Annotated in this window: 9 protein-coding genes and 1 pseudogene; 3 read left to right on the plus strand and 7 right to left on the minus strand. The window is 75.3% G+C overall.

All coding sequences use genetic code 11. The features are described from left to right. Genes FS882_RS06690 through FS882_RS06700 form a run of 3 tightly spaced genes read right to left on the minus strand, consistent with a single transcriptional unit; the run spans position 1 to position 3,622 of the window. Positions 1 to 1,863, minus strand: a complete 1,863-nt coding sequence (locus tag FS882_RS06690) for a hypothetical protein (RefSeq protein ID WP_158372204.1) — start codon at positions 1,861 to 1,863, stop codon at positions 1 to 3. After that, positions 1,860 to 2,966 carry a DegT/DnrJ/EryC1/StrS family aminotransferase gene (locus tag FS882_RS06695; RefSeq protein ID WP_158372206.1) on the minus strand — a complete coding sequence of 369 codons (1,107 nt, stop codon included), beginning with the start codon at positions 2,964 to 2,966 and terminating at the stop codon, positions 1,860 to 1,862. Before FS882_RS06695 ends, FS882_RS06690 begins: the two co-directional genes overlap by 4 nt. After that, positions 2,963 to 3,622 carry a NeuD/PglB/VioB family sugar acetyltransferase gene (locus FS882_RS06700; protein WP_187365172.1) on the minus strand — a complete coding sequence of 220 codons (660 nt, stop codon included), beginning with the start codon at positions 3,620 to 3,622 and terminating at the stop codon, positions 2,963 to 2,965. The genes FS882_RS06695 and FS882_RS06700 overlap by 4 nt, the downstream gene beginning before the upstream one ends. Positions 3,623 to 3,752: 130 nt before the next feature. On the opposite strand from FS882_RS06700, the gene FS882_RS06705 reads away from it, so the two are divergent. The 3 genes and pseudogenes from FS882_RS06705 to FS882_RS21585 form a co-directional block, all read left to right on the plus strand. Further along, a complete protein-coding gene (locus FS882_RS06705) occupies positions 3,753 to 4,919 on the plus strand; it encodes a 5-(carboxyamino)imidazole ribonucleotide synthase (RefSeq protein ID WP_262348122.1) in 1,167 nt (388 codons plus the stop codon). An 83-nt stretch (positions 4,920 to 5,002) separates the two neighbouring features. Beyond that, a complete protein-coding gene (gene purE / locus FS882_RS06710) occupies positions 5,003 to 5,545 on the plus strand; it encodes a 5-(carboxyamino)imidazole ribonucleotide mutase (protein ID WP_158372212.1) in 543 nt (180 codons plus the stop codon). Positions 5,546 to 5,776: 231 nt separating this feature from the next. Continuing rightward, positions 5,777 to 6,817 (plus strand): annotated as a pseudogene (locus FS882_RS21585) (acyltransferase family protein); the annotation flags it as partial. A 131-nt stretch (positions 6,818 to 6,948) separates the two neighbouring features. Here the strand turns inward: FS882_RS21585 and FS882_RS06720 are convergent. From FS882_RS06720 to rfbB, 4 genes are all read right to left on the minus strand, one after another. After that, on the minus strand, positions 6,949 to 8,319 hold the full coding sequence (locus tag FS882_RS06720) for an LCP family protein (RefSeq protein WP_262348123.1): 1,371 nt from the start codon (positions 8,317 to 8,319) through the stop codon (positions 6,949 to 6,951). A gap of 158 nt (positions 8,320 to 8,477) precedes the next feature. Beyond that, the gene (locus tag FS882_RS06725; protein ID WP_158372216.1) at positions 8,478 to 9,776 is read right to left on the minus strand and encodes an LCP family protein; all 1,299 of its coding nucleotides are present in this window, start codon (positions 9,774 to 9,776) and stop codon (positions 8,478 to 8,480) included. A gap of 94 nt (positions 9,777 to 9,870) precedes the next feature. Further along, positions 9,871 to 11,958 carry a hypothetical protein gene (locus tag FS882_RS06730; RefSeq protein ID WP_158372218.1) on the minus strand — a complete coding sequence of 696 codons (2,088 nt, stop codon included), beginning with the start codon at positions 11,956 to 11,958 and terminating at the stop codon, positions 9,871 to 9,873. Positions 11,959 to 11,973: 15 nt separating this feature from the next. Continuing rightward, on the minus strand, positions 11,974 to 12,969 hold the full coding sequence (gene rfbB / locus FS882_RS06735) for a dTDP-glucose 4,6-dehydratase (RefSeq protein ID WP_158372220.1): 996 nt from the start codon (positions 12,967 to 12,969) through the stop codon (positions 11,974 to 11,976). Positions 12,970 to 13,077: the final 108 nt, after the last annotated feature.

A 13,077-nucleotide genomic window follows, 5' to 3' on the forward strand; every position in this document is an offset into this window, starting at 1 on the left:
TCAGCAGGGGCTGCCGCTCGGGCGCAGCACGGTGAGCCAGTGGCGCCGCTCGGCCACGAAGCGCGGGTCTGCGGCGAGCTGGTCCGCGATCCAGCGGTAGTTCGCGGTGCGCGCCTCGACCGGCGGCCATGCCATGACGTCGTACATCGGGTCGACGACGGGGAGCAGCACGGCGTCGGCGTCGCGCTCGAGCACGCGGCACACGGCGTCGGCGCGGAGCTCGTTGGAGTACCACGCCTCGCGCGCCTCGAGCACCGGATCCGGCCAGGAGGGCATCGCGTAGAGGTAGTTCTTGTCGGGCGCCGCGTTGAACGCCGACGCGCCGGTGAACGGAATGAGCCCCGGGGCGAGGAAGTCGTTGACGGTGGGCAGCATGAGGACCCGCTCCCCGGGCCGGACCAGCTCGATCCCGTCCGCGATCACCCCCTCGCGGAGCGCGCGGACGTGCGCGTCGTACCGGTCGGTCGTCTCGAGCGCGTCGGGGATGTTGGGTGCCGTCTCGACCACGAGCAGGGCGGCGGCGCCCAGCGCCACCGACCGCAGGACCGCGGGCCGGCTGCTCTCGCGGGCACGAGCCCAGATGGCCGACAGCCCGAGCCCCGCCAGCACGACGAGGACGAACCGCGTCAGCAGGAACCAGCGGTACGTCGCGCGCATCGCCTCGAACCCGGGCACGTGCTCGTACACCCAGGTGGTCGGCAGGCCGACCGTCGTCATCGACGTCGGGACGTCCCACCCGGGCTCCACCGGTTGGGCGAGCGAGTACACCTTCAGGGCGGGCCCGAGCGCGAGGACGAGGGCGACGGCGGCGGCGATCCCGAGGGCCAGCACCACCCGGCGCTCGCCGCCCGGGCGGCGGCGCCGCAGCGTCAGGTACGTGACGGCGAGGGCCGGGGTGAGCACGCCGACGTAGTTCGCGATGACGTTCGACCCGTCGCCCCAGAGCCGACCGGCGAGCGATTCGGCACCGGCGAGGGCTGCCCACCACGTCATCGGCTGGGGCAGGACCAAGGTGGCCACGTCGAGCCCCAGGTAGCGGAACCCGCCCATGCCGACCGGGATCTCGGTGACGGTCGAGGGCGTGTACGCGACGTACGCTCCGACCGCGATGGCCAGAGATGCCCCGAGCACCCCGACGGCACCGAGTCGCCGGAACGGGGGGACGGCCCGGTCCGTGCTCCGCGCGATCGTCACCGCGCCGATCATCAGCGTCGCGGCGAACAGGGAGTAGCCGTCGGTGAACGCCGCCACGAGGGCCAGGGGCAGCGCCAGGCAGACGCCCCGAACCCACCGGCCGCGGTGCACCAGGTCGATGACCACGAGCGCCCCCAGCAGGTAGGTCGGCAGGAGCACGAACCCGTCGTACGTGTAGGCGAACCCGTTCATCGCGAGCACGCTCGGCGAGGCGAGGTACGAGGCTCCGGTGAGCAGGGCCACCCACCGGGGCGCGGCCCACCGACGCATCAGCCCGTACGTCGACGCGAGCGAACCCGCGAGCACGAGCGCGTGCGAGACCTGGTGCGCGGCCCACGCGTCCACCACCCCGGGGACGTAGCTCACGAGCCAGCCGAGGCCGATCTGGGGCAGCCCGGTGAGGAGCGGGAGGCCGACGGGGACGCCGAGCGAGCTGCACGTCGACCACAGGCTGGACAGCCCCATGTCGTGCATGCACTGGATCACCCCGGCACCCTGCAACGTCATGAGGGCCGGCTGGCTCCGCCCGAACCAGAACCCGTGCAGCTGCAGGAGCCCGACCCAGAGGGCAGCTCCGGCCAGGGTCACGACCCACGTCCCGGTGCCGACCCCGCGCAGGTGCGCCGGCGCACGCGACGGCGCCCACCACCGGGGCGCCGGGCCCGTCACGCCGGTCGCACCTCGGCGAGCCGCTCCCCGAGGCACGCGGCCACCCGCACCAGGTCGGCGTCGCTGAGCCCGACGTGCGTCGGCAGCGAGATGCCCGTCGCCCCGAGCCGCTCCGCGACCGGGTACCGACCGTGCTCCTGCTCGTAGGGCGGCAGGTGGTGCAGCGGGTGGAACACCGGACGCGTCTCGATGCCGTCCTCGGCGAGCCCGCGGATCACGGCGTCGCGCTGCTCGAGCGAGAGGTCGTCGCAGGTGATCGTGTACATCCAGTTGACCCGGCGCGTCCCGGGGCGCTGCGTCGGGAGCGTCACGTCGGCGAGGCCGCCGAGGAGCTCGTCGTAGCGTGCCGCCAGCCGGTCGCGGGTCGCGATCATGTCGTCGAACCGCTCGAGCTGGGCGACGCCGATCGCGGCGGCCACGTTCGTCATCCGGTAGTTGAACCCGACCTCGGGGAACCAGTAGCGACGCTGCGGGTCCATGCCCTGGCCGCGGAGCAGCCGCAGGCGGGCGGCGAGCGCGTCGTCGTCGGTGGTGACCGCGCCGCCCTCGCCGGTGGTGACGATCTTGTTGCCGAAGAAGCTGAACGACGTGGCGTCGGCCATCGAGCCGACCCGGCGGCCGCCGACCTCGGCGCCGTGCGCCTCCGCGGCGTCCTGCACGACCAGGAGGCCGTGCCGCTCGGCGACGGCGCGCACCGCCGGGAGGTCCGCGGGGTTGCCGTACAGATCCACGGGCATGATCGCGCGGGTGCGCGGGGTGATCGCGGCCTCGAGGAGAGCGGGATCGAGGTTCATCGTGTCGTCGACGTCCACGAACACGGGCTCGGCGCCGCAGTACCGCACGGCGTTGGCCGAGGCGATGTAGGTCAGGACGGGCACGATCACCTCGTCGCCGGGCCCGATGCCCAGTGCCGCGAGCGCGAGGTGCAGCGCGGTCGTGCCGTTGTTGGTGGCGATGGCGTGCTTGGCCCCGCACAGCTCGGCGAACCGCAGCTCGAACTCGTCGATGAACTTCCCGGCGGACGAGATCCACGTCGAGTCGAGGCACTCGGCGACGTAGGTCTTCTCGTTGCCCGACAGGTCGGGGGCGGCGGCGTGGATCATGCGATGGCCTTCTGGGGGAGGGGTCGGGCGGGGTTGCCGACGACGGTGGCGCCGGCGGGGACGTCGCGGACGACGACGGCACCGGCGCCGACGACGGCTCCGTCACCGACGGTGATGCCGGGGCGGATGCTGGCGCCGACGCCCACGAGCGCGTGCGCGCCGATGGTGACGGTGCCGGCGAGGTGGGCGCCGGGGGCCACGTGGGCGTAGTCCCCGATCGTGCAGTCGTGATCGACGGTGGCGCCGGTGTTGACGATGGCGCCCTCGCCCAACCGGGCGTAGGCGCCGAGGACGGCGCCGCGGAGCAGGGCGGCGCCGGCACCCACCTGGGCCGTGCGCGCGACCTGGGCGGAGTCGGCGACGAGCGGGACGAGGTCGAGGCCCAGGTCGACGGCGCCGCGGGCGAGACGGGCGCGCAGGCCGGGCGAGCCGATCGCGACGAAGGCGTGGCGGAGGCCGGCGTCGACGAGGTCGCGGAGGACGTCGTCGCCCCCGAGGTAGGGGATCTCGCCGTGCTCGCCGGGGTCGTGCCCGGTGCAGCCCACCGGCTGCAACGGCGAGGCCGTCGGCCAGGCGTCGACGCAGGAGCGCGCGTGGCCGCCGTTCCCGATGATCACGACTCCCTGCGCGGTCTGCCCCCGTACCGCCTGCGTCATGCCGTTCCTCACGTGTGCCCAGTTGTCCGGGGTGACTATATCGAAGGCCCGCCGGTCGCCGGTGCGACCTCGGTCCCGCCGTGGTACGGCGGGCCGCCGGCGGGGGGGTGGTCGGTTAGGCTCACGGCTCGTGGCAGCACCCGTGGTGGCAGTGGTCGGTGGTGGGCAGCTCGCCCGCATGATGGCGCCCGCGGCGACGGCGCTCGGCGTGCACCTGCGGGTGCTGGTCGAGGACGCGGTGTCGTCGGCGGCGCAGGTGGTGGTCGACGCGCCGGTGGGCGCGGCGGCGGACCCGGTGGCCGTCGAGGCGCTGGTGCTCGGCGCGGACGCGCTCACCTTCGAGCACGAGCACGTGCCGAACGGCCTGCTCACCGAGCTGGTGGACCGCGGCGTCGCGGTGCGGCCCGGACCGGACGCCCTGGTGCACGCGCAGGACAAGATCGTGATGCGCACCCGGCTGACCGCGCTCGGCGTGCCGTGCCCGCGGTGGGCGCCGCTCGACTCGGCCGACGACCTCGCGGCGTTCCTCGCCGCCGGGGACGGCACCGCGGTGGTCAAGACCGCGCGCGGCGGCTACGACGGCAAGGGTGTGCGGGTCGTGCGGTCCGCCGCCGAGGCCGCCGACTGGCTCGCCGCGGCCGCCGAGGGCACCGGTGCCCCGCTGCTGGCCGAGGAGCGGGTGCCGTTCACCCGCGAGCTGGCCGCCCTGGTGGCCCGCACGCCGTCCGGCGAGGTCCGCACCTGGCCGGTCGTGGAGTCGGTGCAGCGCGACGGCGTGTGCGCCGAGGTCGTGGCGCCGGCCCCGGACCTGGACCCGCGCACCGCCGCGACCGCCGAGCGGATCGCCCGCGAGGTCGCCGAGGGGCTCGGCGTCACCGGGGTCCTGGCGGTCGAGCTGTTCGAGGTCGCCGACCCCGAGGGCGGGGCGCCGCGGGTGCTGGTGAACGAGCTCGCGATGCGCCCGCACAACTCCGGGCACTGGACGATCGACGGCTCCGTGACCAGCCAGTTCGAGCAGCACCTGCGCGCCGTGCTCGACCTGCCCCTCGGCGCGACCGGGGCCCGCGCGCCGTGGACCGTGATGGCGAACGTGCTGGGCTCGACCCGCGCCGCGCTGACCGACGGGCTGGCCGAGGTCGCCGCGCTCGACCCCGGCGCCAAGGTGCACCTGTACGGCAAGGGTGTCCGCCCCGGCCGCAAGCTCGGGCACGTGACCGTGTCCGGGGACGACCTGGCGGACGTCCGCCGGCGCGCCGTCGCCGCCGCCGCCGTCCTGCGCGGCGACGCGCCGGCCTGACCCCGCCGGCCCGACGCCGCCCGCCTGACCTCGGCCCCTCCCGCCCCCCGACCACGACCGCACCCCACCCCCGGAGGCACCGCATGGCCACCCCGCTCGTCGGCATCGTCATGGGCTCGGACTCGGACTGGCCCGTCATGGAGGCCGCCGCCGAGGCGCTGGCCGAGTTCGACGTCCCCGTGGAGGTCGACGTCGTCTCCGCCCACCGCCAGCCGGACAAGATGGTCGCCTACGGCCGGGACGCCGCCGGGCGCGGGCTGCGGGCGATCGTCGCGGGTGCGGGGGGCGCGGCCCACCTGCCCGGCATGCTCGCGGCCGTGACGCCGCTGCCGGTGATCGGCGTGCCGGTGCCGCTGTCCCGGCTCGACGGGATGGACTCGCTGCTGTCGATCGTGCAGATGCCGGCCGGCGTGCCGGTCGCGACGGTGTCGATCGGCGGCGCCCGCAACGCCGGGCTGCTCGCGGCGCGCATCCTCGGGGCGGGCACGGACGACACGGCCCGCCGGGTCGCGGCGGCGATGCTGGCGTTCCAGGACGACCTGCGCGCCCAGGCGGACGCCAAGGGCGAGCGGCTGCGCTCCCTGCACGGCGACGGCCGCCGCCCCGCCGTCGGCTTCGGCGGCTGACGCCCCGCCCCGCCCCGCCCCGCCCCGCGCCCCGCCCCGTCCCGCCGAGTCTCCACCTCTCGCCTGACGTGTCGAGGCCGCGGACAGGCGCGCGACGGAGACTCGGCGGGCCCACCTCCTCCGGAGGATCGCGAGGGCGCCCCGAGCGCGGCGTGAAGGTCTCGTCGAGAGGCTCTGGGGGAGGGGCCGCTCGACGGGCGGAGCGCCGGTCCGACACCTACCGTCGAGACGGTGACGACCACCGCGCCGCCCCGCACCGCCCGACCCGACGCCGCCCCGGCGCCGGGCCGCACCCCCGCCACGGCCGCCCGCGCGCCGCGCCTCGCCGCGCTCGACGCCCTGCGCTTCCTGGCCGCCCTCGGCGTGCTCGCGTACCACTTCACCGCCCGGCAGACCGACGCCTGGGGGCGCGACCTGGCCGACGTCGCGCCCGCGGTCGCGAGCTGGGCGACATACACCTCGCTGGGGCCGGAGCTGTTCTTCGTGATCAGCGGGTTCGTCATCCTGATGACGGCGTGGGGCCGCTCGCTGCCCGACATCGTGGGGTCGCGGGTGGCCCGGCTGTACCCGGCCTACTGGACCGGCGTGCTGCTGACCGGCGCGCTGCTGCTGTTCGTGTGGCAGGGCAAGGAGATCACCGGCGGGCAGGTGCTGGTGAACCTCACGCTGCTCCAGGCGCTGGTCGACGTCGGGCACGTGGACGGCGTCTACTGGACGCTCTGGGTGGAGCTGCGGTTCTACGTGCTGATCGCGCTGTTCGCCGCGGTCGGGATCACCCGGCGGCGGGTGCTGTGGTTCGCGGCGCTGTGGCCGGCCGCGGCGATGCTCGCCCGGACCCTGGGCTGGTCGGACGCGGTGACGTGGCTGGTGGCGCCGTACGCCCCGCTGTTCGCGGCGGGCATGGCGCTGTACGTGATCCACCGCACCGGGCACGCCGTCGTGCCGTGGCTGCTGGTCGTGGCGAACACCGCCGTGGCCACGGCCGCGCTCGTCCCGGCCCGGATGGCGTCGCTGGGCGCGAACTCGGTGGTCGAGCCGCGCGCCGTGCTGCTCGCGGTCGCGCTGCCGGCGTGCGTCGCCCTGGTCGCGCTGGTGTCGCTCACCCCGCTCGCGCGGTGGCGGTGGGCCGGCCTCACGGCCGCGGGGGCGCTGACCTACCCGCTCTACCTCACGCACGAGTACTGGGGCCTGTGGGTGATCCACCTGCTGCACGACCGGCTGCCGGTGTGGGCCGTGCTCGCCGCCGCGACCGCGTTCTCGCTGCTCCTGGCGTGGCTGGTGCACCGCTTCGTGGAGAAGCCGTTCGGACCGCGGCTGCGCCGCGCCACCACCGCCGGGTGCGAGCGGGTGCGCGCCGTGCTCGTCGGGCTCGGCGGCCTGGCACGCGCCGGGTTCCGGTCCGGTCAGGAGCCGGGGACGCCGCCCACCACGCCCGGCTCCAGGGAGCCGTCCCGGATCGCCGCGAAGAAGCCCGGCGTCTGGTCGGGGTCGAGCAGCACGGTCGAGCCGGCGCCGCCGGGGCGGTAGTCCAGGCTCTTGATCGGCGGCGTGCCGGTGATGCCACCGGGACCGGTGGCGGCGCGGAACGCCAGCGCGAGCCGGCCCAGGTCGACGATGCCGGTCCCGTCGCTCGCCGTGAGGGCACCGGTACCGGAGTCGATCAGCGACACCTGCTTGCCCGGCTGGAACAGCAGCGCGGGGTTCTCGGCCTTCGCCGCGACCGCGCTGATCAGCGCGCGCTGGCGCAGCCCGCGGCCGATGTCGCCGGACGGGTCGGAGTAGCGCATGCGCGAGTACGCCAGCGCCTGGACGCCGTCGACGGTCTTGCAGCCGGGGGCGTCCCAGATCAGGCCGGAGTTCTTGTCGTTGAGGGGGAAGGCGATGCCGGTGCTGCCGTCGAGGCAGAGCTCGACCCCGCCGAGCGCGTCCACGATCTCCTCGACGCCGCCGAACCCGACCTCCACGTAGTGGTCGACGGTGAGCCCCGTCAGGCCCTCGACGGTCTGCACCAGGAGCGGGGCGCCGCCCCAGGAGAACGCCGCGTTGAGCTTGTTCGCGTCGTGGCCCGGGATGTCGACGTAGGTGTCGCGGGGGAGCGAGATGAGCGCGGCCGGCCCGGACTCGGGCACCTGGAGCAGCAGGATGGTGTCGGTGCGCGCCCCGACGGTCTCGGTGTCCTCGATCGCCCCGTCGTCGCGCGAGTCCGACCCCGCGAGGAGGTAGGTCGTGCCGGGGGTGTCCGCGGCGCCCGAGAGGGCCGCGACGTGCTGCACCTTGCCGTTCGCCCACAGGACCAGGCCGATCGGCCAGGCCAGCAGCAGCACGAGGGCGACGACCACGACGGCGGCGACCACCCGGCCGCGGCGGCGCCGGCGGCGGGGCGCGGCGGCGGGTGCGGTGGCGCCGTCCGGGCCCGCGGGGCCGAGGGGACCACCGGGGCGGGCCGGGCCGCCGGGGGAGGCGGGGCGGGACCGCCCGGGACCCACCGGTGCGGTCTGGCGCGGCCGGCGGACGTCGGGCGTCGCCGCGGCGGGCGTGGCGGCATCCGCACCGACGGGCACCGCGCTCGAGCCCCGGCGCGCCGAGGAGCGCACCGGACCCTCGGCCGCGGTCGCGTCGGCGCCGCGGCCCGAGACCCGGACCGGACGGGCCGCGTCGTCGCCGGGGGCCGGGGTGAAGCTGGCGGGCGCCGCCCCGGGCTGCCCGGTGCCGGGGCGCGGCGCGGTGGGGCGCTGCTGGCCGGCGCGCGGCGCGGAGGTGCGCCCAGGAACCACTGGCGGGCGGGTCGGCCGCACCGGGTGCGCGTCGCGCTCGGGTACCGGCCCGACGGGCTGGGCGCCGTCGGCCGAGGGGCGGCGGGCGCCGTTGCCAGGCGCGAAGCTGGGCGGCGTCCTGCGGGCGTCGCGGTCGCGGTCGTCGGGGCGGGCCACGGTCAGCCGCAGACCGCGGTGACGTCGCCGGCGGAGAACGCCTCCTTGCCCGCCTCGCGGGTCTGGGCCGGCTCGGGGGCGGTGGGCGCGGCCGGCGTCCCGGCACCCGCGCCGGGGTCCGTCCCGGTGCCCGCGCCCGTGCCGGCGTCGGTCCCGCCGGTCGCCGCGCCGCCGTCGCCCGCCGCCGGGTCCTGGCCCGTGCCGGACAGCATCGGCTGGTCGGCCGCGACGTTCGCCCAGATGGCGTCGGCCTCGGAGGTCCACACCACCCGGTTCGGGTCGCTCGGCGCCGCCGCGAACGGGATCGTCATGAAGGAGATGTTGTCAGCCGAGGCGCCCCGCAGGCTGTAGGCGAGCCCGGCCATGTCGGAGATCGAGCTGAAGCCCGAGTCGATCGACAGCGACTCCGTCGCCGAGTCGAGGAACCGGATGAGCTGGGTGATGTCGGTGAGCATGTTCTTGCTCAGCAGCTCGCGCACCACCGCGGCGAGCAGCTCCTGCTGGCGGCCCAGGCGGTTGGTGTCCGAGCCGTCACCGACGCCCTGGCCGGTGCGCGCGCGGGCGAACGCCAGGGCCTGGGTGCCGGTGAGCGTCTGCTGGCCCGCGTTGAGGAAGAGCCCCGCCTTGGGCGCGTTCATGTCGTTGGGGATGCAGATCGGCACGCCGCCGATGGCGTCCACCATCTTCGTGAACCCCGCGAAGTCCACGACGACGAAGTGGTCGATGCGCACGCCGGTGTTCTGCTGCACCGTGTTGACGGTGCACGCCGCCGCGGAGGCGATGTCGCCGCCGTTGTCGGCGCCGATCGCGAACGCGGAGTTGAACATCGCGTTGCGCTGCGGGGACGTGGTCCCGCCGTTCGACATGGTGCAGGCCGGGATGTCGACCAGGGAGTCGCGGGGGATCGAGATGAGCTCCACCCGGGTCCGGTCGGCCGAGATGTGCGCGACGATCGTGGTGTCGGACCGCATGCCGTCCACGTGGCCGCCGATGGCCTCGTTCTCGCCGTCGCGCTCGTCGGAGCCCATCAGCAGGATGTTGACGTCGCGGCCGGCGTTCGGGTCGTCCGGGTCGGCCGGGCCCGTGGCCGTCGGCTCCGGCAGCGCCTGGATGAGGTCGCTCGCGTCGATGGTGTTGATGTTGCCGTTGAGCTGGACGTACAGCGCGGCCGCGCCCGAGGCGCCGAAGCACAGCACGGCGACGACGGCGAGGGCGGCGCCCCGCAGCACGCCGTGGCTGCGCCGGGTCCGGCCGTGGCGGACGGCGCGGGGGCGTGCAGGAGCGGCGTGGCGGGAGGTCACGACAGAGGAGCATAGGAGCCGCGGTGCGGAGCGCGGCGGACCACCAGGGCGAACCGCGTGGAGGATTCGTGCAGATGGGGGACCTGCGGGCCGTTCAGGAGGCGCCCCGAGCCGGGACGAGGGTGCCGTCCTCGCGCACCTCAGCCACCCAGACGGTGGAGGTCTCGGTGACCACCGCGTGCGGCAGCCGGTTGAGCTCGAGCTGCCACCAGGTGATCCGGGAGCGGGCGAGAGGCCGCGGTGCGTCGTCGTCCGGCCAGGGGAGCGCCCCGCTCGCGAACGCGACCACGGCGAGGTCCTCACCGCCCCAGCGCTGCCGGATCTGCGCCAACCGCTCGGCGCTCGGCGGGTTGGCCAGCTCGACCGCGTGCACGCCGCACACCGAGAGGAGCGTGGCGAGGTAGGGCGGCCCGCCTGCACGGACGTACACCACGTGCCGGGCGGGCAGCGCCTCGCAGACCGCCCGGACCTCGGCGAGACGACCACCCTGCTCCACCGCGGTGGACATCGGTCCCCAGGTGCGTGCGGGTGCCACGACCACCGCGACAGCGAGCACGACCGCCACGGCCCGGGTCCACCAGCGGCGTGCGCCCCACGCCGCGGCCAGGGCCACCGATACCGCGACGGCGAAACCCGGGAGGGTCACCGGCAGGAGGCGGCGCATGGCCCACACCTGGTCCGGCGTGATGCTGATGCGCCACAGGTACAGCACCGAGGGGGCGGCGACGGTGCCGACGAACAGCCACCACCCGGCGGACCGCCGTCGGACCGCGCACCACACGGCGACTGCCAGGCCGAGCACCGCGAGGACGACGAACGGCCAGCCCTGGTACCAGGCCACCCAGTGCAGCGACCACTCGTCGTAGGTCCGCGTCCCGTCGACGGGCAGCCCGTCGCGTTCCTGCAGCGCCGCGACCGTGACCGCGTAGCCGCTGTCCTCGGCGAAGTTGTGCTCGGTCTGCCACCAGGGTCGGGATGCCAGGAGGACGCCCACCGCCACGGTCAGCGAGGCCAGGACCCAGGCGCCGCCGCGGCGGTGGCGGAGCAGGGCGCGCCGCGGAGCGGCCCACGGCTGGACGACGAGGACGGCCGCCGCGACCACGGCCGCGCCCAGCGCGAGCAGCAGCAGCCGGAGCTCGCCCGTGAGCGCCCGCAGGTAGCCGGGACTGTGCACCCGCAGGTCCAGGTAGCCGAGCGCGACCATCGTGCCGGCGCCCACGACGGCGAGCACCAGGCCGCGGGACAGCTCCCGCCGTCGGCGCGGCAGGACGGCCGCGGCCGCGGGGAGCCCGATGCCCAGCACCAGGCCGACGACCACCGCCGCACCGTCGATGCGAGCGAGCGACGACCCGCCGACCATGGCTCCCGCGAGGAGGTAGGGGAGCGCGCGACGCCCGGCCACCGCCCCGAGCGCGACCGCGATACCCCCGAAGACCAGGGCGAGCGCCAGCGGCTCGGTGTACGCCGCGCGGGAGAACACCACCATCGGCATCGCGAGGCCGAGCGCGGCGGGGGCGACGAGCCCCCACCACGGACCGGCGAGGCGCCGGGCGACCGCGTAGACCGCGACCAGGCCGACCGCGCCGATCAGCAGGTTGCCCGCGAGGACCCCGTCGAGCCCGCCCGTCCACCCCGCGACGCCGAGCAGCGCCGGCAGCAGCTTGGCGCCCTGCGCGACGAGCGAGCCCTCGAGGCCCGTGTACGCGAGCGGCGTCGCGATCACGTCGTCGTAGGCCTCCGCGAGCGCGCGTGCCTCGTCGGGGACGCCGATCCGCGGCCCGGTGTGCTCGCTCAGCCACGCACCGCCCAGCGTGAGGAAGCCGGGGTCGCGCGTCACCGTGAGGAACTCGGACGCGTACGGGGCGTTGAGCAGCACCCAGGCCGTGACCGAGCCGAGCACGACGAGCGTGGCCGCAGCCGCCCGCGCGGTCCCGGCCGGTGCCGCCGGGGCCAGCCGCCAGGTGCCGAGCACGAGGAGCGCAGCCGCCGGGAGCACGACGGCCGGGCGCAGCTCCTCGACGAGGACCGCGACGGACGCCGCGAGCGCGAGGCAGAACAGCGCGATCGGCAGCCGGTCCGGCATCGAGGCGACGAGGCGGAGCGCTCCGCGGCCGACAGCCCCTGCCCGCTCCGGGGACCGGGCGGGGGGCGGGGAGCGGTCGGCCGTGTCGCGCTGGCTCATCGTCCGGGCACGGTCTCAGCGCCCGAGCTGCGCGTACTTCGCCTCGGTGGCGTCCTTCTGCGGTCGCCACCACGCCTCGTTCGCCCGGTACCAGTCGATCGTCGCGGCCAGGCCGTCCCGGAACGTCGTGTACCGCGGCTCCCAGCCCAGCTCGGTGCGGAGCTTGGTGGCGTCGATCGCGTACCGCAGGTCGTGCCCCGGGCGGTCGCTCACCAGGTCGTAGGCGTCGGGCGCCTGCCCGGTGAGCTCGAGGATCAGCTCGACGACGGTCTTGTTGTCGACCTCGCCGTCCGCGCCGATCAGGTAGGTCTCGCCGAGGCGCCCCTTCGTGATGATGTCCCACACCGCGGAGTTGTGGTCCTCGACGTGGATCCAGTCGCGGACGTTCTCGCCGGTGCCGTAGAGCTTCGGCCGCACGCCGTCGATCACGTTGGTGATCTGGCGCGGGATGAACTTCTCCACGTGCTGGTACGGGCCGTAGTTGTTCGAGCAGTTCGAGATCGTGGCGCGCACGCCGAACGACCGCGCCCACGCGCGCACCAGCAGGTCCGAGGAGGCCTTGGTGGACGAGTACGGGCTCGACGGGTTGTACGGGGTGTCCGGCGTGAACTTGGCCGGGTCGTCCAGCTCCAGGTCGCCGTAGACCTCGTCCGTGGAGATGTGGTGGTACCGCACGTCGTACCGGCGCACCGCCTCCAGCAGCGTGTACGTGCCGATGACGTTGGTGTGCACGAACGGCCACGGGTCGTGCAGCGAGTTGTCGTTGTGCGACTCGGCCGCGAAGTGCACGACGACGTCGCAGTTCTTCACCAGGTCGTCGACGATGTCGTGGTCCGTGATGCTGCCCTTGGCGAAGGTCACCCGGTCCCACACGGGGGCGAGGCTCTTCTCGTCGCCCGCGTAGGTCAGCGCGTCGAGGACGGTGACCTGGACGTCGGGGTGCTCGCGCACGACCTGGTGCACGAAGTTGGAGCCGATGAAACCGGCTCCGCCGGTGACGAGCATGCGCATGCGGGTGGTCTTCCCTCCAGAGTCGGTCCGGCGAGCCTATCGCGGGACCGGCAGCGCCGGTGCGCCCGGGCCCTTCGTCTCGCGCCCCCGCGGACTGCTGCTTGGTAA

Source organism: Cellulosimicrobium cellulans (assembly GCF_007679345.1).
GTDB lineage: Bacteria > Actinomycetota > Actinomycetes > Actinomycetales > Cellulomonadaceae > Cellulomonas > Cellulomonas cellulans_A.